A 24,051-nucleotide genomic window follows, 5' to 3' on the forward strand; every position below is an offset into this window, starting at 1 on the left:
TGCAGCATCCAAGTTATTCGATTGAAGGAGGAATTGCCATGAAATACAGAAGATTAGGACGCACTGGTCTCAAGGTTAGTGAGATCAGCTTGGGAAGCTGGCTTACATACGGTGGTTATGTGGAACGCGAGAACGCGGTAAACGCAATTAAAACGGCTTATGATCTGGGCATTAACTTTTTTGATACGGCGAATGTATATGAAAAAGGTGCAGCGGAAGTGTTGGTTGGCGAAACTCTGAAAGCGTATCCGCGCGAGTCTTACGTGCTGGCGACCAAGGCTTTTTGGCCCATGGGCGATGGCCCGAACGATCGCGGCTTGTCCCGCAAGCATATTATGGAACAGGCACATGCCAGCTTGAAGCGGCTTAACCATGATTACGTGGATATTTTCTACTGCCATCGTCATGACCCGGAAACGCCGCTTGACGAGACGCTTCGCGCGATCGACGACCTTGTTCGCCAGGGCAAGGTGCTTTATGTCGGCGTCAGCGAGTGGCAGGCATCGCAAATCGCGGAGGCATTGACAGTAGCGGATCGTTACCTGCTCGACCGCATCGTGGTCAATCAACCCATCTACAATATGTTTGAACGTTATATCGAAAAGGAAATCATTCCGCTCAGCGAGCGTTCCGGCATTGGGCAGGTCGTATTCTCCCCATTGGCTCAAGGCTTGCTAACAGGCAAGTATACTTCGGCTTCCGATATTCCAGAGGGCAGCCGTGCCGCGAAGCTGGAGTGGATGCGCAAAGGCATTACCGAGGAGAAAATCGCGAAGGTTCGCGAGCTGGAGAAAATTGCGGGTGAGCTTGAAGTGTCGGTGGGCAATCTGGCGCTTGCCTGGATTCTGCGCCAGCCGAACGTAGCCAGTGCGCTTGTCGGCGCAAGTCGTCCGGAGCAGGTAACCGAGAACGTGAAGGCAGCCGGCATTGAGCTCAGCGAAGATGTTCAAACTCGTATTGAAGAGATTTTGAAATAGGGAAGTAGTTCAAGGGTAATCTAATCTTCAGTGCTGTCTAAATTATAGTTTCTAAATCTAGATGAAAAAACAGAGCTGCGCCAAAAGGGCAATCGTCCCTAGCGCAGCTCTTCGATTTGTAATAACGCTGTTTACCCCAATCGATAAGTCGCGAACGGCTTGGCATAAACAAAGTCGTCGCTGATTTCATCCAGGCTGGAACCTAGTGCCTCATCAACCTCAATCTCCAGGCTCTTCAAGTTATCGTCCAGCTGCTCGGTTTTTGTAGCTCCGACAATGACAGTGGAGACAGCAGGACGATTCATCAGCCAGGCCAGGGACAGGGCGCTTGGGGAATGACCATGCTCTGCAGCCAACTGGCTGACCTGCTGCCCAAGCTTCAGATTGCGATCTTCCAGGAAGCGATTGAAGTTCGGGTCCGTTTCCGCACGTGAGCCGGAAGGCGTGCTGGCGCCTTGACCGTATTTACCGGTGAGAATGCCCCCGGCCAGCGGGAAATACGGGATGATGCCAACGCCCTGATCGAGGCAGAGGGGAACAAGCTCCAGTTCCGGCGTACGGTCGGCAAGGGAATAACTCGTTTGGGTGGATACATACCGGGCGTATCCGCGAAGCTCACTGATCCCGAGCGCCTTCATAATTTCCCAGGCGGCATAGTTGGAAGCGCCGATATATCGGACCTTGCCCGACGATACCATATCATCCAGCGTGCGTAAGGTTTCCTCGAGGGGAGTATTCGGATCAAACGTATGAATCTGATACAGGTCCACATAATCGGTTTTTAGCCGCTTTAAGCTGTTCTCCAGCTCTTGCTGCAGATGATAGCGGGAAGAACCGCGTTCGTTCGGCCCTTGGCCGCTTACGAGCCCGGCTTTCGTGGCTAATACGACGTTATGGCGTTTGCCGGCGAGCGCCTCTCCGATGATGCGCTCGGATTCCGAGCCTGCATAAATATTAGCGGTATCGATGAAATTGATGCCGTGGTCCAGTGCATGGTCAATGATGCGGGCGGATGTCCCTTGATCAGCCCTTTTGCCAAAAGCGTTCGTGCCCAGACCGAGCTGCGAAACCTTCAGTCCGCTGTTGCCAAGACGGCGGTAGTTCATCTTGATCCACTCCTTTATGTATATGATTCTTCCTATAGTATAAACATGATTCCGGAATCGGTTCAAATGAATCGAACGCAATAGAATGATATAGATGTAAGATAATTATATCTTATAGCCTAATCGATGAAGTGGTATGTGCGCAAATACTAAAGGCTGTGCGAATGCCTTAGGACTCCTTGCGGTAGGCTCAATATTACGATAGGATAGTTACGAACCATTTGGAAGGGGGATTATCATATGAATGAAGCGATTTTTAACCAATTGGATTTTGCCAGAGGCGGGACCTTAAAGTCGGTAGAAAATGTAACGGAGCAAGAGGCTGATATCATCCCGGAAGGATTTGCGAACAGCATTCGCTGGAACCTGGGACATATCTATACCGTTCATGAGCAGTTCGCTTTTGCAACGGCGGGCGAGCAGCCCCGTATTCCGGAAGGATTCGAGGCGTGGTTTGCAACCGGAACCAAACCGGCCGATTGGACGTCGAAGCCGCCTGCGATTTCCGAACTGGTAGAGCTTTTGCAGGAGCAAACGACCCGAATTCGAGAAACCTTCTCCAATCGCCTTGACCAGGCTTCAGCTCATCCGCTGACCATCGGTCCCCTGACGTTCCAAACCGTGGGGGAATTTCTTGTGTTCAGCTTGTATCATGAAGGAATGCACACGCAGACGATTAAGGCATACAGAAAATTAATAAAGTAACGATGAAAACGAAGCGATAGAAGAGTGCCCTCGCGCATCCTTCTATCGCTTTTGTTTGTCGCTGCCGTGATCGATCCTTATAATGGGATCAGGCACAGATGGGGATCATCGATTGGAGGATGTAAATATGGCGATTGAAATCGAACGCAAATACCTTTTGGAGGCTTATCCGGAAGACTTGATCTCGGAAGGAAGCATCGTGGTCGAGAAGGAGCAGTTCATCGAGCAGACGTATTTGGCGCTGGATGGGGATCAGGAGCTTCGTGTCCGCAAAATAACGGATCTGACATCTGGTCAGATTGAATTCACCCATACGTTCAAAAAAGGGTGGGGCATTGCCAGGGAGGAAGTAGAGTTCGCCATTTCCGAAGGACTCTATGACCAAGTGGTGAAGGCGCATGGCGCGATTCCGCTGACCAAGAGACGGGTTACCGCCCGCTTAGGGAACACGATCATCGAAATCGACGATTATGCGCAGATTCAATTGCTGGTGCTGGAGGTAGAGTTTCCTTCTATGGAAGCCGCAGACGGCTTTGTACCGCCGGCGTGGTTTGGACAGGATATCAGCACGGAGAAACAATACAGCAACAAGAAGGTATGGCGGGAACTGCAGCAGCAAGCTGGCAGGGAATTGTAGGGGAAGTCGTCACAAAAGGGGTAGCTGACTTAGAAAATGCATGCAGCTGGGATGTGGATACTACGCGTTCTCATGTGGTTGCAAAAAGGCTCTTGCGAGCGGTCATACCGGACCGTCCGCGAAGAGCCTTTTTTATGGCATTTAACAATCCTGTTGTAAGGCTTATTGTAATGGTCGATTGAAAAGTGTTTTGAGAAGCGTTCGACTTTTTTTGACAAAAGCATTGTAAACGTTTTATTATTATAATATAATATTATCATGATAATTAATTATTATATCTAATGGATGATATCCATAATAAATGATGGCGTATCAGAGAAGGGAGAGGCTCTTCATGAATGAAAACCAGCAGCTGCTTGAAAGCTATTTTCCGATTGCTTCTTTTATCGCGGCGATCATCGGACCTCAATGCGAGGTGGTCGTGCACGATATCAGCGATCCGGAACGCTCCATCATCTTTATTGAGAACGGTCATATTAGCGGACGTCGGATCGGCGATGCCTCCACGGACCTCGTATTGAAGATTTTGAAAGCGGAGGCCTACCGCGAAGAGCAGTTCATCGCGAACTACAAAGCTTCCGGCGCGCGGGGGCAGACTTTCCGATCGTCTACGTATTTCATTAAGAACAGGAGCGGCGAGCTGGTCGGTCTCATGTGCTTGAACATTGACATTACGCATATGGAGGTTGCGGCCGACTGGATCAACAGCATTTTGCAGGGAGGATCGCTTACGCCGCCGGCAGCCCTGGATGCACCCAAGGAGGAGAAGCCGTCCACAGAATACCTGCAGGGGAACGTGGACGATTTGCTGCAGCATATTATCCAGACCGTCCTGGGCAAAATCAGCATTCCGGCGGACCGTTTATCTTCGAATGAGAAGATCGAGATTGTGAAGGAACTGAATGAGCAAGGCGTATTTCTGCTGAAGGGCGGAGTATCCAAGGTTGCCGCGGCTTTATCCATATCGGAGCCTACCGTGTACCGCTATTTGCAGAAGCTGAAATAAGCGGCTCTCATCCTAATCATAAACGCATTGCATCCTGAGACAAATGGAAGGTGACATCATGACATTTAATTTCGATAAGGTTGTCAGCCGCTTTGGCACGAACTGCGCGAAATGGGACGGGATGGCGCAGAGCATGGGTGACGACATGATCTCTCTCTCCGTGGCCGATATGGACCTGCCAGCACCGTCCTTGGTGGTGGATAAGGTCGCGGAGGCTGCGCGTCACGGCATTTACGGATATACCGATCCGTTCCCGCCTTACTTCGAAGCTGTCCGCACTTGGCTTGATAAAGCCTATGACTGGAAGGTCCGGCCCGATTGGATCGTATTTTGTCCGCGCATTATTCAAGCCGTTTCGGTCATTATACAGAAGTTCACGGAGATCGGAGATCAGGTTCTTATCCACACGCCTGTTTATCAGCCTGTTGCGAAAGCGGTTACGTTAAATGATCGGATATTGGTTGAAAGTCCGCTTATCCTTACGGACGGGCGGTATGAGATCGATTTCGATGATATGGAGCGGCAAATGCGGGAAGGGGTCAAGATGATCCTGCTCATATCCCCGCACAATCCGGTTGGCCGGGTATGGACAAGGGATGAGCTTGAACGCATGGCGGAGCTTTGCATCCGGTATGACGCACTGATTGTGTCCGATGATATCCATGCTGATTTCATTCATGAGGGACACGAGCACACCGTCATCGCCAAGCTGTCCGAAGAGATTGCGAATCGTTCCATTATCTGCACATCACCGGGCAAAACCTTTAACCTGGCAAGTCTCGAAATCGCTAACATCATCATTCCCAATGATGAGCTCCGGGGGAGGTTTAAGCATGGTCTACTGCAGGCCGGAATTCATAATCCCACATTCTTCTCCGTGCCTGCGCTGGAAGTTGCATACACATCATGTGATGAATGGTTAACGGAACTTCGTGCTTATATCAAAGACAACATTGCTTATGCCAGAACCTTTATAGCCGATCATATGCCGGAGCTGGCCGTGATCGATCCTGAAGGGACGTATCTGTTGTGGATCGACTGTACGGCCGTGAGCCGCCAAGAAGAGGATCTGGTAGAGTGGATCCAGGAAAAAGCGCGCGTCAGCGTCAGCTTCGGTTCCTCATTCGGACCCGGCGGTAAAGGCTTCATCCGGGTCAACGTGGCTGCGCCGCGCCCTGTATTGCAGGAAGGCCTCGAGCGGGTTGCCGCGGCTTATCCGCTACAGCGTTAACAACCAAAGTTTAAGAGATCAGAAGGAATAAACTTCAAAGGCTTACTATCCTTATCTCGCAAGAAAACTTCCGCTATATGAGGTCTGTCTTCTGAGAAGGTACGTCGATATATGTTTTCTTATTTACATCCAGGGGGAATCCATGATGGCTAAACCAAAAGAGGAACGAATGATAAAGCAGCCGACCATGTTTCTGGCACTGCTTCCTATTTTTACGATGGTGATTTTGCTGTGCCTTGGTTACGTATTATTTGAGCTGCCGCCCGAACCGCTAATTATTGCATCCGCCATTGTCGCAGGCCTGATCGCGATTAAGCTGGGTTACAGCTACAACGATATTCTGGAATCCATCTCGCAAAAAATTGCGAAAACCATGCCGGCGATCTTAATCCTGATTGTGGTCGGATTTATGATCGGTGCATGGATGGTCGGCGGAACCATCCCCATGATGATCTATTACGGCCTGAAAATCATCGACCCGCAATTTTTGTTGATCACCGCTTTTCTCGTTACGGCCGTGGTCTCCGTATGCACGGGCACTTCCTGGGGTTCCGCAGGGACGATCGGAGTTGCCTTCATGGGGGTTGGTGCCGGAATGGACGCCAATCTTGCGGCTGTGGCCGGCGCGGTTGTAGCGGGGGCTTACTTCGGGGACAAGCTTTCTCCGCTTTCGGATACAACCAACATCGCTGCCTTGTCCACCGGCGTTAACCTGTATGAGCATATCGGCCATTTGCTGTACACGACGCTGCCGTCCTTCCTCGTGGCGGGGATCGTCTACGTGGTTACAGGACTGAACACGCATGTGTCCAGCATAGGAGTTCCCGAGAAGGTAACCGACATTATGAACACCTTGGCAACGATATACGACTGGAACCTGCTCCTGATCCTGCCTGTGCTGATTGTTCTGTACGGCTCGATCACCAAGAAGCCTACGATTCCCGTCATGCTGCTGTCGTCGATTGTGGCGATGGTGAACGGCATGATATTTCATGGCTTCACGCTGCATGATGTGGTGACTTCGGTTGTCAGCGGATTCGATATCGCGATGGTTCATGTCAGCAATTTTGACCCCAGTGCCGTCATTGCGGATGTTCCGCGTCTCATTAACCGGGGCGGGATGAGTTCCATGATGGGGACATTGCTTATCTGTTTCAGCGCGATCACATTTGCCGGCACCATATCGCTGACCAAATCGCTGGAGCTGATCGTGGACAAGCTCTTGAAGCATGTGCGCTCCACCGGATCATTGATCCTGGCCACCATTGCAACTGGTCTGACCATGATTGGGGTAACCAGTAACGGGCAGGTCTCCATCCTGATGCCGGGCGAGATGCTCCGCGAGGCTTACATCCGACGCGGTCTGCATCCGAAGAATTTGGGGCGGACGGTGGAGGATTCCGCAGCGATTACCGAACCGATTCTGCCATGGACGGCAGCGGGTGCCTATATGGCCGGTACGCTGGGCGTAGCGACACTATCCTATTTGCCTTGGGCGGTGTTGTGCTGGACGGGGATTATTTTTGCAACGATCTGGGGCTTTACCGGGTTCGGCATCGCGAAGCTTACGCCCGAGCAGCAGAAGGAAATGCTGAAGGAGTACGACAATCCGCATAAAGGCAGCCAGAACAGGCCTCATGCGGATGATGCAGGAGCTGCATCTGTCCATTAATGCAGGATGAATATTTCTTGATAAAGGCAAGAAATCATCAATATAAATGCGTGATCTTATACGCAAAAGAGGAGAGAACACCATGACACAACAAGAGAGAAAAACCATCGCAACCCAGCAGGCTCCAGGAGCAATCGGCCCTTATTCCCAAGCGGTGCAATACGGAAATCTTCTGTTTACTTCCGGTCAGCTTGGTATGGATGCGTCGGGGCAATTTGCCCCGACGGTAGAAGAGCAGGCGAATCGCTCGCTGCTTAACGTGAAGGCAATTCTGGAAGCTGCCGGTTTTGGTATGGAGAATATCGTCAAGACGACGGTCTTCTTAAAGGATATGAATGATTTCCAAGCCGTCAACGAGGTATATGCTTCTTTCTTTTCAGAGCCGTATCCGGCACGGAGCGCCGTGGAGGTTGCCCGTCTGCCTAAGGATGGACTGGTTGAGATTGAAGTGGTAGCTAGCAAGTCATAACACCATCGCTTTTTCTTTGTACTGCAAATAGGAATATGAACATCATTAGTTTTCAATAAAACTGCCGGGCACTAAGCCCGGCAGTTTTGTTTATGCGAGAACGGTTTATCCTTATTATTTCGTACGCCCATAATGCTTTCCGTAAGAGAGAACTTTATAGTACAGGCTCCGATCCTTTAACGTTTTGAGCGGATAAATTTGCGGTCTGGTGTTCACCTCGAGAATCCATGGTCTGCCGTTGGAGTCCACAGCCACATCGAGTCCCAGTTCTTTGAAACCGCGATAATGGCGGTCAAAGTTTTTGCCAACAGCCACGCCAAGTCCCTTGAGCTCGGACTCCAGCTGCTGGGTGTAGGCCGAGGTGAAATTGGCGCCGCTCATCGTTTTGCGGAACGTTCCAATGGTGCCGCCTTGATTATAATTGGTTGCGACTTTGTTAGGGTTGCCGACTTTGGTGAATAAGGCGGTGCTCACCCAGGCTCCCTGCTTAGTCTTCTGGACCATCACCCGGATATCGAATGGCTTGCCATTGCTTTTGGCCAAACGAATTCCTTTTTGCAGCAGGTAGGGTCTGCTCCCGGCAAAGCGGTTCAGATCACGGTACAATTGAGATGAGCTGGAGTACGACGTTTTCTTGGTATTCAGCTGGCTTTGGTAGCCCCCGTCCGTTTTGCGGATTCGGATGATGTTTACACCGCCTGAACCATCCGTAGGTTTGAAGAAAACCGTGGTGTAGTCCGCCAGCATAGCGTTCAGGTTTTTTTTGCTGAACGGCAATGTGTGCGGTACGTATTGTCTGAAATAAGAATCTTCGTTTAACCATTTCGTTTTCTTCCATTTGCTTTTGATGGTACTGCTTTTATATTTCATAGTTAAGAGGCTCACCTCTCTCTTTTTTGTTCAGCATATGCCGAAAAAGTAGAGCAAGCCTCCACGTTGGCCTTGAACCAAGCTATGTGTTTGAAAAATTTTTTTTATCGAAAATAATAAGATGATAAATAAGACTGCTGCAACTAGATTGAACAGGGAAACATCATCTACTATAATCAAATAGATCTGATGAAAGAAGGAGAGAATTTCCAGATGCGAAGCCCACTCATTGCTTACTGTCTTTCCAAGAAAGCTGCAACCGAAGACTATCCGTTCGGACCGCTTCCAATCGTCATGAAAGTCGGGGGCAAAATGTTTGCCCTGATTACCACAACGGCAGGAGAGAAGGTCAGCCATATATCCCTGAAATGCGATCCGGTGATCGCAGAGAATTTGCGTCAGCAGCATGACGCGGTGCAGCCCGGATATCATCTCAACAAGAAACATTGGAATACGGTTGCCGTGGATGGTTCCTTAACGGAAGCGGACCTGCACGATATGATTGATCATTCCTATGATTTGGTGCTCAAGAGTTTACCGAAAGCTCAGCGCGTTGCAATCGCTCAGCGGCTGGTCTGAAGCCTGATGAATGAATCATCGCCCTGTGGCAGAGTGGAGGCAGGAAAACATCCATTTGCCAGAGGGCGATGATTAGAGGATACCATTATGCCTGTTCCAACCTCCGTAGGAAGGTTTCGTATCAGAATGGTCTCATTCCCAGCGTATCTACTTTCTCTCCCGTAGTATCAACACCCATACGGCTTGTATTATCGCGGTAATGGCCGGCGCGCCGCTGCACCGGGCTGCCCTCGGTTTCACCGAGGTTGGCTTCCAGGCCGTTCAAGACCATTACGGTCGTACCGAAGCCGGGATCGCCAAGCCCTCTGAACTTCTCGAGCGGGGAAGGTTTCCATCTGCCAACTATGACGTCGTGGGCGGAAGGCTTCGGGTCTTGCGGCGTCATCCAGAACAGGATGGCGGTCATGTAGCCGATCTTACCGTCAGTGGCAACGATCTCCGGATGGTCCAGCAGCACGCTTTTGTCTCCATAGATGATGGAACTGAACAGGCCGTAGTTAAAGTTCCAGCTGAGCATGATCGGTCCCCGTCCATAATAGCGTTTGTCTGGTGTTCCGGGATACAGCTCAGCGTTGGCAGGATCGACGAAGGCGTCTTTATTAACGCCAGTCCGGCCGGCGATGTTCTCGTTCCAGAATAAACCCCAACGGAGCGGGCCTCCAGGTGCGGTAGCCCAGCCTCCGCCCGTCTCGTGGGACAGATTGGCGAGGAAGGCTGCCAGTTCGCGCTTACGGTCCTTCTTGAACCCTTCCCTCAGGAAAGTGCCGCCATCAATGATAACGGTTTCAATCGTTTTGTTAAGGTTCTCAGCCGAATGGAAGTCAGCTGAACGCACAACGAGTGTTTCAACGCGGGCGTCCTTGTCTAATCGGTAAATCTCCTGTGCGGAAGGAGTTCCTTGCCGCGTGCTGATCTTGATCTTGAGATTGGAGACCTCCGCGACCGCGTTGATGAGATTATCGTATGAGAAATAATCTGTCTGATCGGCTTTGTAGTATTCTTTGCCACTGGCGACTTTAAACCATTCCGCCGAACCCAGCCGGTAAGGGAACAACGCCTCGAAATCTTCCTCCGATAGCAGCGCTTTAACGGCTGCGATCGCATTCTCCGGTGTATAATCCGGATCGAGGCCGTCCCAGTTCTGGTCGATCTCCTTCCGGCTGATCAGCCTATGCTTCCCGATCGCCAGGGAACCGATTGGACTCTCCGTGATTTGTGCTGGAGCCGAGGTGCCGGATCTAGCGCCGGCTGCCGAATGAGTGGAAGATGCATCGGCTTGGGGCGCTTCATCGGCTGTAAAGGCATGAAGCGGGGGCATGAGGAGGGCAGCGCCGAGGGCTGCAATCATACTTCGCTGGATCATCTTGCGAGATAACGGATATTTCCACACGGTCATACACATTCTCCTCTGCATCATTGGGATTGGATTACACTGCCATCATATATACGGTATGTTAGTAAAAACATTATAATGTTATTATGTTTTTGATTCTATGATTCTATGATTCTAATGAAAGGATCCTTCACTTCATTTTGTTCTGTTCATTTGCGTAATTTCATATATATATTAGAGATTCATCATCTTATAGACAAAGAAGGGTTAACTGACATGAGTTTATTTGTTCGCGAAAAAGGGTTCTACAAAAGTTTTTTCTGGCTGACGCTTGTCATCGGGATGCAGAACCTGATATCGGTCGGCGTGAATTTGTCGGACAACGTCATGCTGGGAGGATACAGTGAATCGGCGCTATCGGGCGTTGCCCTCGCGAACCAGATCCAATTCCTGCTGCACATGCTGGTTTTGGGCGTATGCGAAGGATTGGTCATCATGTCATCCAGATTCTGGGGGGCGAAGGATTTAGGCTCCATCAAAAAAGCGGCAAGCATCGGCATGCGCATGGCGATCTTCCTCAGTATTGTGTTATGGATAATCGTGTTCTTTTTCCCGCATGAGGTATTGTCTTTGTTTACGAAGGAAGAGAATGTCATCGTCGCCGGCGTGGACTATTTACGAATCATCTGTTTTTCTTATATCTTCTTTGCCGTCACTAATTCCTTGCTGGCTTCACTGCGTAGCGTGGAAACGGTAAAAATCGGCTTTGTGGTATCGTTATCGACCTTGATAATCAACATCTGCCTGAACTATATCCTCATCTACGGGTATTTGGGTTTTCCTGAACTGGGCGTTGCCGGATCGGCTATCGCTACTCTGACGGCAAGAATCATTGAATGCGTGATTGTCATCGTTTATATTAAGCGGTTCGACCGTAAAATTTTGTTAAAAATGCAGGATTTCCTGCAGTTCGATATGGAACTCTTCAAACAGTATATTCGCGTAGGCTCCCCGATTCTGATGTCCAACACGATATGGGGGCTTGCCATGGCGGCACAAACCGCCATCCTGGGGCATATGGGAGAATCGGCGATCGCCGCCAACAGCATTGCCACAACGATTTTCCAGATGGTGACAGTCATCGTATACGCTTCGGCCAGCGCAACGGCTGTGCTGATTGGGAAGACCATCGGAGAAGGTTTGATGGACAAAATCATATCCTATGCCAAAACGCTGCAGATTCTGTATATCCTTCTTGGCTTGCTGACGGGCACCGTGCTGTTTGTGATTAAGGATTTCGTGCTGGGCTTCTACTCCATCTCCGATGAAGCGAAGACACTCGCGCTGCATTTCATGACGGTGTTGTCGATCACCGTCGTCGGAACGGCTTATCAAATGCCGGCATTGACGGGCATTGTGCGAAGCGGGGGAGACACCCGCTTTGTGCTCTACAATGATTTGATTTTTATGTGGCTGATCGTGCTGCCATCATCGGCATTATGCGCGTTTGTGTTCCATTTATCACCGCTCGCCATATTCATTTGCTTGAAGTCCGATCAGATTCTGAAGTGTTTTGTGGCGATCGTGAAGGTCAACCGATTCAAATGGATACGATCCTTCAGCTCATGATGGGTAGACGATAGCCATAAGATAAGGAAATCCATAGAGTAAAAAAACCTCGGGAATGCGTGAAGTGCACCCCTTAGAATGGACATTGGAATAAACCCCTGGTTTATCCGATGAAATTCTAGGGGGTGCATTTTTGTATGGTTATAAGTTCAATCCTCCAGCAGGTTTAATGACTGGGCTTTAACCAGAGCCTGGGTGCGGGTAGTCACGCCGAGCTTGCCATACAGTCTGGATAAATATACTCGAATCGTTCCTTCGGACAGGCCGAGTGCAGCGGCCATTTGTTTATTGGCGGCACCTTGCCGGATCAGGCGCAGGAGATTCATTTCGTTCCGATTCAGTTGTTCCGGGAGAACAGGAAGGTGTACTTTGGCCGATGAAGGATCCCCTTGGGAATAAACCGGGAAATGCTCCAACAGCATGCTTACATATTCAAGCAGCTGATGCTGCTCCGGCTTTATGCCGCCTTCTTGTCTTTGGTGGTTTGCATACAGCCTCAGCAGTTGGTACATCTCCTCTCCTTCGTCCAGGAAGGAACGGACATAACTGTTCAGTGCTCCTATACGCAAAGCGTCGCCAAGGAGAAGAAGCGACTGCTTTCGCTGACCACGCTGATATTCCAGCAGCGCTTGCAGGCCTGTGATTTCTATGATGCTGGATCGCTGCTGTTCGCGCTCAGCCTGGGGTTTCAATAGCTCCAGGAGGTGAAGCGCCTCGGCCTCCTTACGCTGTTTGCCTAACAGGCGAACGAACGCCAGATATTCGATTTCCCGGCTGTAGGTTGGTTTGTCCTTGACGGAAATAGGGAGGCCGGCAGCTTCCTTCCGGGCTTCGGTTATACGCCCCTCCCTGATATAGAGTAAACATCGTATAGCCTTTAACGGAGCAAGCCATGAGCTTGCTTTCCTGGCGAGGACAGCGGTCCACGCTTCATCCAGAGCATAATGAGCCAGATGAAACTTGCCTTCTGCAGCGTACAGCTTGGCATCGGTTATGTGAAGCGGCACGAACAAACCCATGGTTTCCTTGGCGGGGGGCGCATTTCGAATCTGCACCAGCAACTGACGGCATTCGGCAAGCCGGTTCCATTCGTAATACCCCTCGCACAAGGATGCCTTTACATATAAATTCATGAGCGAATGCTCCCATCCATGGGATTCCAGCACACCGGTGAATAGGTGCGCGATCCTCTCCGTATCGGCGGAAAGAGCTCCCTTCATGCCGAGAGGGGTACGCCTTACGTAAGGCTCACGTCGGTTGTAATCGAATTGGTAGTATATCGGATTGTCGGGCACCAGGTTGTCAAGGATGCCCTCACTGAAAGTGAACCATTTACCGAAGTCCCCGTTCAGAAAAACAAGATTGGAACGCACGAACAGGATGCTGCTTCGGAGCTGCTCCCGTCGATCCGATGCCGCGAGTGCGGCGCACGTTTCTTCAATCCGGGACAGCATGCGCTCCGACCGCTCCAGATCCCCTGCCAGAACGACGATAAAGGCATGTGCTAATGACATTTCAAGCGTAATCGAAAATTGGGATGGGATGCGGTCAAACCATTCAAGCAAGGTAGCAATTTCCCCCCGTTCAAGCACGGTTTGCATATGCTGCTCCAGCAAGTTCACGGCACTCTCCATATCCTGTGCTGCAAACATATGGTTAATGGCCTCATCCATTGAACCGATGGAAATGTAATATTGCCCGGCAAGCCGATGACGCTTTATATACTCCCCGTTATATTTACGTCGCAGGAGGTCCAGCAGAAACTGCGAGAACAGATGATGATAGCGAAAGCAGGTGTGATGATCATCCAGTGGAACCAGAAACAGATTCAGCTTCAGCAGCTCCTCCAGCATCGGGCGGCTCTCGCTGAGATCGGTTACAGCATCGCACACCTGAGGATGAAGCTCGGATAGGACTGCGGTCTGCAGGAGAAAAGTGAGCACCTTGGAAGGTAGCCTGCCTATCACCTCCTGAAACAGATATTTTGAGATTAGAAGTTGATTTCCCTTCATATCTTCGATGAATGGCTCCAGATCGTTGCCGGCTCGAAGGGAAAGCGAGGCAAGTTGGAGCCCGGTTATCCAGCCTTCCGTTTGATTAAGTAATGTATCCAGCTGTATCGGAGAAAGACGGGGCTGGCTGCTATCTGATTCATGACGGAAAAAGTGCTCCGTTTCATCGGAGGTGAATTCCAGCTGCTTCATGCCGATATGGTTGACCTCATGGTTAACCATCCCTTTCATCGTGGGGAATGGGAGCTCGGTTCGGGATGAGATGAATAGATGAATATGCTCAGGGAGGTAATCAATCAAGTAGGAAATTCCCTCATGGATTGCCTTATAGTGAATGCAGTGCAGGTCCTCGAGAATGAGATTGAGGGCTTCTTGCTCCTCATATAATTCACTGATCAGCGTGTCCAAAAAGGTTTCAATCGAGGCGCTTGGCAGCAGATGCGTATGGTTCATAAGCCGATCTCCTTGCTGTTGTGGAAGAACCGAAGCCAAGGCGGCTGTTACGTATCGCCAAAAGCGGACGGGATCGTTATCCCGTTCATCCAGTGACACCCAGGCGCATCGCTCGTTGGCTCCATGAACCCATTGGGCCAGCAGCGTCGATTTGCCGTATCCGGCAGGGGCAATAATGGCAGTCAGTTGTCCATTGTGACCTGCTGTCATCGCTTGAATAAGCCGATCCCGGTGAATGAGATGCTTTTTTAGCCCGGGTAGGCTTATTTTCGTTTTCAGGATGGGTGAATCGGTCAGTAATTTCATAGGTACCTCGCCATATACGAACGTTATTTTTACGAAATTTGAGTCAAGATAACTAGATTATATGAAAAAAATGATGAAAAGTTAACGTTTGTCAATCGTTTCCCTTCCATTTATTTGATAGCATCCTTGGTACCACGGTCCCGATCCGGATTGTGGTTTATAAGCGCTGATGAAATGAAGGAGGAGGAGATGATGATAAAGCGTTCAGGGAAAATCCTGCTGTGCATAGCTTTGTTGTTGATGCAGATGGATGGGGTATTCGGATACCGGCAAGCCTTCGCGGCCACCGCGGTTGCACCGAAGCTTGTTGCCGGTTACTATCATACCGTTTCGCTCGTAAGCAGCGGTGAGGTTTACTCTTGGGGGTATGGAGACAGGGGGCAGCTGGGCGACGACAGTTGGAATACCCGGATCGCTCCGGTCATGGCGAAGAATTTGAACCATGTCATTGACATACACTCCGGCGTCCGCAGCTCCATGGCGCTCCGACAGGACGGAACGGTATGGACCTGGGGGGCAAACGAGAACGGACAGTTAGGAATCGGTACGACAACGAATGTGAACGCTCCCGTGCAAGTTGCGGGTTTAAGCGGGATCAAGGCCATATCGGGCGGATTGGGCTATCACGGCATGGTGCTTACCGAGAACGGCAGCGTATGGACTTGGGGGAAAAATGACAACGGCGAGCTGGGCAATGGAACGAGAATACAACAAAACGCTCCGGTTCTGGTGAACGGTCTAAGCGATGTGATGGCGATTGCGGCTGGGGGATACTACAGTCTTGCACTGAAATCGAACGGTACCGTATGGGCCTGGGGCGTGAACGGAAGCGGGGAGCTTGGCGACGGGACGACAACGGACCGATACGTTCCGGTGCAGGTTGACGGGCTGACGGACGTCATTGCGATCGCTGCCGGGGGTTCCCACAGTTTGGCCGTTAAACAAGACGGCACCGTCTGGGCATGGGGAAAAAACACATACGGCATGCTTGGGGACGGCACGAGAACAAACCGAACGAAACCGGTGCAGGTTCGGAACCTGGAGCATATTGTTGCGATTGCAGGCGGAGGGTACCACAGCCTAGCAGTGGACCAAGCAGGAAACGTATGGAGCTGGGGGGATAACAGTCAGAAGCAGCTCGGCCTGGGCTCTAATGTTTCCGGCCTAATTCCGGTCTCTGTGTCAGGGATCGAGCATGTTCGTGAAATTTCCGCGGGCGGCTTTCATAGCGTGGCCATGAAAAAGGATGGAAGCGTCTGGGCATGGGGCTCTAACGCCGGAGGACAAATTGGGGATGGGACATACAATAATACGAGGGATATTCCTACCCTGTCGAAGGCCGTGCTGGATACCACGACCCCGGATCCAGGGAGCGGGATCTTGAATCCGTACAGCATTACCTCGGACTCGGTTGGATTGGAGTGGCCTAAGGCCCGTGACAATATGACGGAGCAGCACGAGCTGCAGTATCTGTTATATATATCCGGCAGCCCGAATGTCGGGGATGTCAGTCAAATGGAGAGGAATGGAATGCCGGTCGGAAGCTACGCGGCGGATCAAACCGGACTTGTAGTAAACGGACTTACGGAAGGCACGGATTATTATTTTAACGTCATTGCCAAAGATGCCGTCGGCAGGAAAAGCGCATACCGCATGCTGAAGGTGACAACCAATTGGCCGCAAATCTACTCGTTAACCTATGACGGCAATGGACATACCGCAGGGAATGTTCCGGTAAGCAGTGGTTTGTTTGCCAGAGGCGACGAAACGGTTGTGGCGGGCAATACGGGTCAACTGGGCAAGGATGGATATACCTTCGTCGGCTGGAATACGAAGGCCGACGGAAGCGGGATCGATTATCCAGCCGGCGGCAAGCTTACCTTCGGTACGCAGGATGTCACGCTGTATGCCAAATGGAGTAAGAACCCGGCATCGATTGAACTTACGGCGGTATCGTATACGCCGGCTCATCAGTCTGTAGGCGTGGAAAGTGATGCGACCCTGCAGATTGTCTTTAATGAAGACGTGATGGCTGTGTCCGGTAAGTCGATTACGATTAGGCAAGCTGCGGATCAGCGCGTTGTGGAGAGTTTCGATGCTGCCGATGCAGGTAAAGTAGCGATTCTCGGGAACGCGGTGACTCTAGATCCGTTGGCCGATTTCGACTATGGAAAGAGCTATTATGTTGAGATTGAGTCGGGTGCCTTTACCGGTAACCATTCGGGCACCTATTTCACCGGAATTCAAGGAGCTGATACCTGGAGCTTTACGGTCAGGGAACCTGCGGCCCCGGCGTATGACGCCACCTTGCAAGCATTGGCGCTGAATTCACCTGGAGGAGAAGTCGGTCTGAGCCCTGCATTCAATAGATATCACTATGATTACAAGGCACAGGTAGCCAACGAAAATGATCGCCTCACGGTGACTGCTCAGGTGTATGACGCCCGTGTGCAGGTAACGGTTAGCGTGTACGGGGAAGCCGGGGATTTGGAAGTGGGGCCGATCAAAATCCTCTCCGGCCAAAAGAGCCCGGAATTGCCGGTTTCCGTCGGCAACCATGTCATCGAGGTCGTTGTGACGGCGCCCGATGGCCAGCATCTGAAATATAAAGCGATGGTCACAAGAGCGTCGTCAACCGGAGGTGGAACGCCTGAAGAACCGGGAGGAGGTTCGTCTCCTGGAGGCACCGGCTCAAGCTCGGAATACGCTAATTCAGGTGCATCAGGCAGTGCCACGCCATCAGAGAATAAGGTGAATGTCAGAGTTACGCTAAACGATGAATCTCAGGAAGGGATGGTTACAGGCTTGTTCCATGAGACAGATGGACATACTGTCGTTTCGATGAAACTGGATACGGCAAAGCTGGAAGCACGTTTAAGGACCGTGGAATACAATCCGGTTATCGTCATTGCGCTTGCACAGCCTGCGGATCATGTCTCCCTGGAAATAAGCGGAGCTGCAATTAACCATCTTGATGCTAAGCAAGGCGCCATCGAAATCCGATCTGTTCTCGGTACATTCCGTGTTCCTGCTGCGGTGATGGCGTCATCGCGCTGGAAACAGTCGGGAAGTTTGGATCAGCCGATAGCAGCGGATCCAATGTTGGTGACTCTGACGATGGCGGCCAGCAATGCAGCTAAGGTAAAGGCCGTTCAGAAGGCGGCGCTGCAATCCGGCATAACCCTTGTCGGTTTGCCTGTCGATTTTGAGATTACAGCTAAGATTCATGACCAATCCCTGCAATTGGATCCGTTTCAACAATATGTGGAGCACCGAATTTCTTGGCCACAGGGACTGTCTGGCCCAATGACTACAGCTGTTGGGTTGGATGAGAATGGAGATTTCTATCATATACCGACGCGAATAGAGATGAAGAAGGATGGAAGCAGCGAGGCTGTTTTGCACCGTCTCGCTGCTGGAACCGTTGCTTTCGCATCTCATCAAGCGAGCGTTGCCGATGTTTCGTTTCATTGGTCCAAGGATGCCGTCAACGATCTTGCTTCGCGAATGATCCTGAATGGAAACGGACTTGTCGATGCTGCGGCAGGCACAAGTGCGAATCAGTCCGCGGCGCTTCATTTCGCGCCGAATGCTCAAGTGAACCGTGCGGAGTTTGCTGCTATGATCGTGAGGGCACTCGGTATGCCTGAGGCGAAGGGCGAAGTCCCTGCTTTTCAGGATGTCAGCGCAGGCGACTGGTATTCCGCCGTCGTTGCACAAGCTGGGCAGTATGAGCTTCTTCAGGGGTATGAGGACGGCCGTTTCCGGCCGGCTCAAGGCATCACGCGCCAAGAGGCGATGGCGGTCATGGGTAGAGTCATGGAGTTGGCAGGATTAACGACTGCAATGAATGAGATGGAATCAGCTGCTGTCCTTTCATCTTTCAAAGACCGTGAAGACCTGTCCCCTTGGGCCAGACCGGCTGCGGCTGCACTGGTGAAACTAGGAATTATCCATGGATCATATGAAGACCTTATGCCGCTGCAGGGGCTGTCCCGCGGCGAAGCAGCAGCCATGCTGCAGCGACTATTGAGAGCGGCAGAGCTGATTGATTGAGCGCCAAACAAAGACTTCCTTAATGATGGAGGAAGGTTCGAGAAGCATCTCATATGTTGCTTGCTTCATCTAAATAGAAATCAAGTTTCAAAAGGATGCCATCAGGCATCCTTTTTTTTGCAGGTATGTTTATAGGATACGAGAAATTGAAAATAATGCGTTTTCATCCTGATCCTTGTCGAAAACGTTTGATCAAATGTTGGCAAATTCCGAACATTATCGACATTTGGATAAGGTAATGTTCTGTGATATCCGCAGTTTTCCACCAAATTTTTGCTAAAAAACACATTAAACTACATAAAACGCTAAAATTTTTGTTTTGACATATGCTTGTCTATACCATAGGATAATAGTATAAAAAGTGCTCACTTAGGAGGATAAGGTCAGGAAATGAAAAAGACATGGTCAATTCTATTAACACTCGTATTATCCGTTGGATTGCTTGCAGGTTGCGGCAATAATGATAAGTCTACTGACAGTGGTGCAGCTAATGGCGGTTCTGAAGGATCTCAAGATAAGAAACGCATTGCACTTGTTCTCCCTGAGAAGATCGGCGTGAATCCTTTCTTTGCATTGATGGAAGAAGGATTGCAGAAGGCTGCTGCCGATTTCAATGTCGAAGTGAAGACGATTGAATCGACAGACCCGGCTTCGATTGAGCAAAACCTGCGTACGGCGGTTGCCGAAAAATATGATTTGATTATTACATCCACCTTCCAGATGGAAGATGCACTGAAGAAGGTTGCACCGGAGAATCCGGACGTGCCTTTTGCCATTATCGATACGGTAGTGGATTTGCCGAATGTCCGCAGCGTCGTATTCCGTGAACATGAAGCAGCTTACCTGCTTGGTGCAGCAGCTGGATTGGCTACGAAGACCAACAAGGTTGGCAACGTGGTTGCAGACGACATTCCTATTATGCATAAATATATGACCGGCTTTGCAGAAGGTGCGAAATCGGTAAACCCTAACGTTGAAATTTTCGTTAACTACGTCGGCGGTTTTACAGATCCGGCTAAAGCGAAGGAACTCGCACTCCTGCAGAACTCCAAAGGTGCCGATTTCGTTGCAGGCCTTTCCGCTGTTGGTGATTTGGGTGTATTCGAAGCCGCGAAAGAGAAAGGCTTCTACGCTTCAGGACAAGATACGGATAACACGGGCACGGATCCCGAGCACGTTGTGCTTGCTCAATTGAAAGGTACAGACGCTGTTGTCTACGAAACGGTTAAAGACTTTGCAGAAGACAAATACTCATTCGATATTCGTGATTACGGTCTGAAAGAAGGCGGCGTGGGTCTTACTTACGTAACCCATGAGAGCAAAACACCGCTTAACCCATTCATTGGACAAGACATCGTGGATCAGCTTAAGGTGATTTCCGACGATATTATCGCCGGAAAGATTAAAGTAACCAACGCATTGGAACAAAATTAGTTCTCACCTGGACCGGCTGCACATGAGCAGTCGGTCTTTCATTCAGAAGTGAAAGGAAGGCATGACTCGATGCTACTCCAGATGGACAATATTACGAAAAAGTATGGCGAGTTCAGCGCAAACCGCGGCATTGATTTTTCGCTGCGCGCGGGTGAGGTTCATGCGATAGTCGGGGAAAACGGTGCAGGCAAAACGACGCTGATGCGGATATTGTACGGGATGGAGCAGCCAACCTCGGGTACGATTCGGCTGAATGGCAAGGAAGTTTCGTTTGCAAGCCCGCTTGACGCGATTCAAGGCGGAATCGGCATGGTGCACCAGCACTTCATGCTGTTTCCTACGTTTACGATCGCCGAGAATATCGTGATCGGCAATGAGCCGGGCTCAGGTGCAGGGTTTGACCGCAAGCAAGCCGTAAAGATCGTGGAAGGACTCTGTGAAAAATACGGCATGAAAGTGGACCCGCGCGCCACCGTTAGCAGCAGCGCCCCCGGCGTGCAGCAGCGGGTTGAAATACTGAAGGTGCTGTATCAGGGCGCCGAGATCATTATATTGGATGAGCCAACAGGCGTGTTGACGCCGCTTGAGGTTCAGGAGCTTCTGGATGCCATTAAACAGCTCTCCAAACAGGGAAAGAGCTTTATTCTGATCAGCCATAAGCTGAACGAGGTCCTTGATGTGGCCGATCGCATCACGGTGCTCCGTGACGGCGCCGTGACAGGCGTAGTGGAGAAGGGGAATACCGATGCCCATGAGCTTTCCCGTCTCATGGTCGGCCGTGAGCTCATGGAGCTGGATCGTAAGCCGGTCACGCCCGGCAAGAAGGTGCTGGAAGTATCGGATGTTTCAATCCGCGGTACGAAAGGAAAGCCGGTTCTGGACGGCGTCAATATGGACGTCCGTGCGGGTGAGGTTGTCGGGATTGCCGGTATTTCCGGCAACGGGCAGTCCGAACTGCTTCAGGTGATCTCCGGTCTGGCTCAGCCGGACAGCGGGCGGATCGCCGTTTCGGGCAAGGACGTAACCGGCATGTCGACAAGAGAAATACGGGAGCACGGATTAGCTCATATTCCCGAGGATCGGTATGTGTGGGGGGCGAATCGCATTGCAACCGTTATGGATACCGGGCTTATGGGTCACCATCGCCGCTTGCAGAAGGGCGGCTTCCTCAATCTGAAGGACATTCGTAAGCTGGTTTCCGGATGGATTCAGAAGTTCTCGATCAAGACGGGCTCCCTGGAGACCAGCACGCAGTATTTATCCGGCGGCAATCTGCAGAAGCTGATCGTCGCACGGGAACTGGAGCAGGGAACACCGTTCCTGATCGCAGCCGAACCGACGCGCGGCGTCGACATCGGGGCCATGGAGACGATTCATGGCGAGCTGCTCAAGCGGCGCGAAGAGGGCACGGGAATTTTGCTCGTATCGTCGGAATTAACGGAAATCTTGAAACTGTCCGACCGCATTCTGGTTATGTTTGAAGGCCGGATCGCGGGCGAGCTGTCGGCGAAGGAAGCGACAGAGGAGAAATTGGGACTGCTGATGGCGGGAGGAACCTTGTAATGAATAAATGGACAAAATTTACGCTTCCGCTGCTCCAGCCGATCGCCGCCATCATTGTGGGGTTGCTCGCCGGTGCCATTGCCATCATGATTGCCGGCGGCGATATCCTGCAGACTTACGCGGAGATGTGGAAGGGTGCCTTCGGCGGCATGTATTTCTTCACGAATACGCTGTCCCGGGCGACCCCGATCATTCTGATCGGTCTGGGCGCAGCGTTTGCCTTCCGTGCAGGTTTCTTTAACCTTGGCGCGGAAGGTCAGATGGTGTTTGGCGCACTCGCTGCCGCATTGGTCGGATTGTACATGCCGGGTCCCGGCTGGCTGGTGTGCATCGTTGCGATTCTCGCAGGTGTTATCGCAGGTGGATTATGGTCGGTGATGGCCGGTTATTTTGATGCCCGGTTCCGGGTGAACCTGCTGATCTCCACGCTGCTGCTGAACTATGTGGCGGTATTGTTTGCAGGTTATCTGGTTGCCTATCCGCTGAAAGACCGTTCGGGCTCGGCTGCGATGGCTCAATCCGAAATGCTGGATAACAGCGTGTGGCTGCCAAAGCTGATTTCCGGTATGCCGCTGCATGTAGGCTTTGTGCTCGCGGTGATGGCTGCGTTGATTATATTCGTTCTGCTGAAGCGCTCCGTGATTGGTTACGAGGTGCGGATGCTTGGCGGCAACCCGCTGTTTGCCCTGTTTGGGGGCGTTAAACGCGGTCCCATGATGCTTGGGGCCATGTTCTTCAGCGGCGGCTTGGCCGGACTTGGCGGCGCCGTTGAAATTCTGGGCTCCCAATATCGCTATATCGATGGTGCATTATCTACGGCCGACTATGCCTGGACGGGCATTATGGCTGCATTGTTGGCAGGATCGCATCCGATCGGCACGCTGATTGCATCGATCTTCTTGGCCGCGCTGCAGACAGGCGGTATGGGCGTGGAACGAAATACGGAAGTGCCGCTTGAGGTAGGAGCAATCATCCAAGCCGTGCTGATTCTCTTTATCTCCGCCCGATTCACATACAGCTTCCTGAAGCGCAGAAAGGGGAACAAATCCGATGGAACAGCTGTTTGATCTTGCTTTAATCAACTCGGCCCTCCGCGTGCTCACTCCGATCTTGCTTGCGGCCCTCGGCGGTGCCCTGTGTTCGCGCGTCGGATTGTTCAATGTCGGTCTGGAAGGCTTTATGCTGCTGGGGGCTTTCTCTGCCGTGGTGGGGAACCACTTCTTCGGCAACGTCTTTTATGCGATATTGTTCGCGATTGCAATCGTTTCGATTTTTTCTTTTATATTTGCTTATCTCAGCATCAATCTGCAGGCGAACGTCATTGTGGTCGGTATCGCGATGAATGCGTTGGCGGCGGGATTGACCACGTTTAGTTTACGGGCTATTTTTGATGTAAAAGGTGCATTTTATGATAATACGATGGTCGGGCTGCCGAAATGGAACATTCCGATTATCGAGGATATTCCGGTGCTCGGTCCCATTCTGGCCGGCCTGACGCCGCTTGTCTATCTGTCGTTTTTGATTGCGGGCCTCATGTGGTATTATTTCTATCGCACGAAGAATGGCTTCCGGTTCTTGGCTGCCGGCGAAAATCCGCTCGCTGCCAAAAGCGTGGGCATCCGTGTAAGACGGTATCAGTATGGAGCCGTGCTGGCGAGCGGCGTGTTATGTGCGCTTGCCGGCGCGCAGCTGTCGCTTGGACAAGTGACGATGTTTACGGAAGGCATGACGGCCGGGCGCGGCTTTATCGCGCTCGTTGCCACGATGCTGGGCCAATCGGGTCCGCTTGGGGTAACGGCGGCAAGCCTGCTGTTTGGCTTTATGGATGCACTCAGCATCCGGTTCCAGGGGCTGGCGCTGCCAACGCATTTTACGCAGATGCTGCCTTATGTCGTGACGATTCTGGCGATGTTCTTCTTTAAGGACAAAAGCTTCCAGCAGGATGCGCTGAAGCAGGGATCCAGCTCCAGATAGGCGCGTACGCCGCGCCGCGACGACCTGTGACTGAAGTCA

18 protein-coding genes are annotated in these 24,051 nt (G+C 51.3%); 14 read left to right on the forward strand and 4 right to left on the reverse strand.

Annotation, left to right across the window (positions count from 1 at the left end; all coding sequences use genetic code 11):
- The first annotated feature begins 38 nt into the window (after window positions 1-38).
- On the forward strand, window positions 39-977 hold the full coding sequence (locus AC0VZ8_RS06110) for an aldo/keto reductase family protein (protein WP_260067098.1): 939 nt from the start codon (window positions 39-41) through the stop codon (window positions 975-977).
- Window positions 978-1,108: 131 nt separating this feature from the next.
- On the opposite strand, the gene AC0VZ8_RS06115 is transcribed toward AC0VZ8_RS06110, so the two are convergent.
- Window positions 1,109-2,083 (reverse strand): aldo/keto reductase, encoded by a 975-nt coding sequence (locus AC0VZ8_RS06115; protein ID WP_475486370.1) that lies wholly within the window; start codon window positions 2,081-2,083, stop codon window positions 1,109-1,111.
- 240 nt (window positions 2,084-2,323) lie between these two features.
- Between AC0VZ8_RS06115 and AC0VZ8_RS06120 the strand changes: the two genes are divergently transcribed.
- The 6 genes from AC0VZ8_RS06120 to AC0VZ8_RS06145 all read left to right on the forward strand — a co-directional run bounded on the left by AC0VZ8_RS06120 (window position 2,324) and on the right by AC0VZ8_RS06145 (window position 7,803).
- Window positions 2,324-2,788, forward strand: coding sequence for a DinB family protein (locus AC0VZ8_RS06120; protein ID WP_260067096.1), 465 nt, complete (start codon window positions 2,324-2,326; stop codon window positions 2,786-2,788).
- Between the two features lie 127 nt (window positions 2,789-2,915).
- Window positions 2,916-3,425: a CYTH domain-containing protein gene (locus AC0VZ8_RS06125; RefSeq protein ID WP_071221279.1), complete on the forward strand. Its 510-nt coding sequence runs from the start codon at window positions 2,916-2,918 to the stop codon at window positions 3,423-3,425.
- Window positions 3,426-3,759: 334 nt separating this feature from the next.
- Window positions 3,760-4,431 carry a helix-turn-helix transcriptional regulator gene (locus AC0VZ8_RS06130; RefSeq protein WP_071221278.1) on the forward strand — a complete coding sequence of 224 codons (672 nt, stop codon included), beginning with the start codon at window positions 3,760-3,762 and terminating at the stop codon, window positions 4,429-4,431.
- A gap of 58 nt (window positions 4,432-4,489) precedes the next feature.
- On the forward strand, window positions 4,490-5,662 hold the full coding sequence (locus AC0VZ8_RS06135; protein WP_475486371.1) for a MalY/PatB family protein: 1,173 nt from the start codon (window positions 4,490-4,492) through the stop codon (window positions 5,660-5,662).
- A gap of 142 nt (window positions 5,663-5,804) precedes the next feature.
- Window positions 5,805-7,334, forward strand: coding sequence for a Na+/H+ antiporter NhaC (gene nhaC, locus AC0VZ8_RS06140; protein WP_475486372.1), 1,530 nt, complete (start codon window positions 5,805-5,807; stop codon window positions 7,332-7,334).
- A gap of 82 nt (window positions 7,335-7,416) precedes the next feature.
- Complete coding sequence (locus AC0VZ8_RS06145) at window positions 7,417-7,803, forward strand: RidA family protein (protein WP_071221275.1); 387 nt, start codon at window positions 7,417-7,419, stop codon at window positions 7,801-7,803.
- A gap of 114 nt (window positions 7,804-7,917) precedes the next feature.
- Here the strand turns inward: AC0VZ8_RS06145 and AC0VZ8_RS06150 are convergent, their stop codons facing one another.
- Entirely contained in the window at window positions 7,918-8,673 is a 756-nt protein-coding gene (locus tag AC0VZ8_RS06150; RefSeq protein WP_475486373.1) for a YheC/YheD family protein, read from the reverse strand.
- Between the two features lie 213 nt (window positions 8,674-8,886).
- On the opposite strand from AC0VZ8_RS06150, the gene AC0VZ8_RS06155 reads away from it, so the two are divergent.
- Window positions 8,887-9,252 (forward strand): MmcQ/YjbR family DNA-binding protein, encoded by a 366-nt coding sequence (locus AC0VZ8_RS06155; protein WP_071221273.1) that lies wholly within the window; start codon window positions 8,887-8,889, stop codon window positions 9,250-9,252.
- Window positions 9,253-9,373: 121 nt separating this feature from the next.
- Here the strand turns inward: AC0VZ8_RS06155 and AC0VZ8_RS06160 are convergent, their stop codons facing one another.
- Complete coding sequence (locus tag AC0VZ8_RS06160) at window positions 9,374-10,648, reverse strand: chitinase (protein ID WP_475486374.1); 1,275 nt, start codon at window positions 10,646-10,648, stop codon at window positions 9,374-9,376.
- Window positions 10,649-10,861: 213 nt separating this feature from the next.
- On the opposite strand from AC0VZ8_RS06160, the gene AC0VZ8_RS06165 reads away from it, so the two are divergent.
- Window positions 10,862-12,214, forward strand: a complete 1,353-nt coding sequence (locus AC0VZ8_RS06165) for an MATE family efflux transporter (RefSeq protein ID WP_475486375.1) — start codon at window positions 10,862-10,864, stop codon at window positions 12,212-12,214.
- 149 nt (window positions 12,215-12,363) lie between these two features.
- On the opposite strand, the gene AC0VZ8_RS06170 is transcribed toward AC0VZ8_RS06165, so the two are convergent.
- Window positions 12,364-14,985: a winged helix-turn-helix domain-containing protein gene (locus tag AC0VZ8_RS06170; RefSeq protein WP_475486376.1), complete on the reverse strand. Its 2,622-nt coding sequence runs from the start codon at window positions 14,983-14,985 to the stop codon at window positions 12,364-12,366.
- Window positions 14,986-15,174: 189 nt separating this feature from the next.
- Between AC0VZ8_RS06170 and AC0VZ8_RS06175 the strand changes: the two genes are divergently transcribed.
- The 5 genes from AC0VZ8_RS06175 (at window position 15,175) to AC0VZ8_RS06195 (ending at window position 24,012) form a co-directional block, all read left to right on the forward strand.
- Window positions 15,175-19,041 (forward strand): RCC1 domain-containing protein, encoded by a 3,867-nt coding sequence (locus tag AC0VZ8_RS06175; RefSeq protein WP_475486377.1) that lies wholly within the window; start codon window positions 15,175-15,177, stop codon window positions 19,039-19,041.
- Between the two features lie 390 nt (window positions 19,042-19,431).
- Window positions 19,432-20,475, forward strand: a complete 1,044-nt coding sequence (locus AC0VZ8_RS06180) for a BMP family lipoprotein (protein ID WP_475486378.1) — start codon at window positions 19,432-19,434, stop codon at window positions 20,473-20,475.
- A gap of 69 nt (window positions 20,476-20,544) precedes the next feature.
- The gene (locus tag AC0VZ8_RS06185) at window positions 20,545-22,038 is read left to right on the forward strand and encodes an ABC transporter ATP-binding protein (protein WP_475486379.1); all 1,494 of its coding nucleotides are present in this window, start codon (window positions 20,545-20,547) and stop codon (window positions 22,036-22,038) included.
- Window positions 22,038-23,105, forward strand: a complete 1,068-nt coding sequence (locus AC0VZ8_RS06190) for an ABC transporter permease (RefSeq protein ID WP_475486380.1) — start codon at window positions 22,038-22,040, stop codon at window positions 23,103-23,105. The genes AC0VZ8_RS06185 and AC0VZ8_RS06190 overlap by 1 nt, the downstream gene beginning before the upstream one ends.
- Window positions 23,089-24,012 carry an ABC transporter permease gene (locus AC0VZ8_RS06195; RefSeq protein WP_113060298.1) on the forward strand — a complete coding sequence of 308 codons (924 nt, stop codon included), beginning with the start codon at window positions 23,089-23,091 and terminating at the stop codon, window positions 24,010-24,012. The genes AC0VZ8_RS06190 and AC0VZ8_RS06195 overlap by 17 nt, the downstream gene beginning before the upstream one ends.
- The last annotated feature ends 39 nt before the right edge of the window (window positions 24,013-24,051 follow it).

The organism is Paenibacillus sp. QJM3NY_38 (genome assembly GCF_056173265.1).

What these genes read in the sequence shown, in the direction of transcription:
- AC0VZ8_RS06110 (WP_260067098.1), top strand. Translation starts at nt 39, where the DNA reads ATGAAATACAGAAGATTAGGACGCACTGGTCTCAAGGTTAGTGAGATC.
- AC0VZ8_RS06115 (WP_475486370.1), bottom strand. Translation starts at nt 2,083, where the DNA reads ATGAACTACCGCCGTCTTGGCAACAGCGGACTGAAGGTTTCGCAGCTC.
- AC0VZ8_RS06120 (WP_260067096.1), top strand. Translation starts at nt 2,324, where the DNA reads ATGAATGAAGCGATTTTTAACCAATTGGATTTTGCCAGAGGCGGGACC.
- AC0VZ8_RS06125 (WP_071221279.1), top strand. Translation starts at nt 2,916, where the DNA reads ATGGCGATTGAAATCGAACGCAAATACCTTTTGGAGGCTTATCCGGAA.
- AC0VZ8_RS06130 (WP_071221278.1), top strand. Translation starts at nt 3,760, where the DNA reads ATGAATGAAAACCAGCAGCTGCTTGAAAGCTATTTTCCGATTGCTTCT.
- AC0VZ8_RS06135 (WP_475486371.1), top strand. Translation starts at nt 4,490, where the DNA reads ATGACATTTAATTTCGATAAGGTTGTCAGCCGCTTTGGCACGAACTGC.
- nhaC (WP_475486372.1), top strand. Translation starts at nt 5,805, where the DNA reads ATGATGGCTAAACCAAAAGAGGAACGAATGATAAAGCAGCCGACCATG.
- AC0VZ8_RS06145 (WP_071221275.1), top strand. Translation starts at nt 7,417, where the DNA reads ATGACACAACAAGAGAGAAAAACCATCGCAACCCAGCAGGCTCCAGGA.
- AC0VZ8_RS06150 (WP_475486373.1), bottom strand. Translation starts at nt 8,673, where the DNA reads ATGAAATATAAAAGCAGTACCATCAAAAGCAAATGGAAGAAAACGAAA.
- AC0VZ8_RS06155 (WP_071221273.1), top strand. Translation starts at nt 8,887, where the DNA reads ATGCGAAGCCCACTCATTGCTTACTGTCTTTCCAAGAAAGCTGCAACC.
- AC0VZ8_RS06160 (WP_475486374.1), bottom strand. Translation starts at nt 10,648, where the DNA reads ATGACCGTGTGGAAATATCCGTTATCTCGCAAGATGATCCAGCGAAGT.
- AC0VZ8_RS06165 (WP_475486375.1), top strand. Translation starts at nt 10,862, where the DNA reads ATGAGTTTATTTGTTCGCGAAAAAGGGTTCTACAAAAGTTTTTTCTGG.
- AC0VZ8_RS06170 (WP_475486376.1), bottom strand. Translation starts at nt 14,985, where the DNA reads ATGAAATTACTGACCGATTCACCCATCCTGAAAACGAAAATAAGCCTA.
- AC0VZ8_RS06175 (WP_475486377.1), top strand. Translation starts at nt 15,175, where the DNA reads ATGATGATAAAGCGTTCAGGGAAAATCCTGCTGTGCATAGCTTTGTTG.
- AC0VZ8_RS06180 (WP_475486378.1), top strand. Translation starts at nt 19,432, where the DNA reads ATGAAAAAGACATGGTCAATTCTATTAACACTCGTATTATCCGTTGGA.
- AC0VZ8_RS06185 (WP_475486379.1), top strand. Translation starts at nt 20,545, where the DNA reads ATGCTACTCCAGATGGACAATATTACGAAAAAGTATGGCGAGTTCAGC.
- AC0VZ8_RS06190 (WP_475486380.1), top strand. Translation starts at nt 22,038, where the DNA reads ATGAATAAATGGACAAAATTTACGCTTCCGCTGCTCCAGCCGATCGCC.
- AC0VZ8_RS06195 (WP_113060298.1), top strand. Translation starts at nt 23,089, where the DNA reads ATGGAACAGCTGTTTGATCTTGCTTTAATCAACTCGGCCCTCCGCGTG.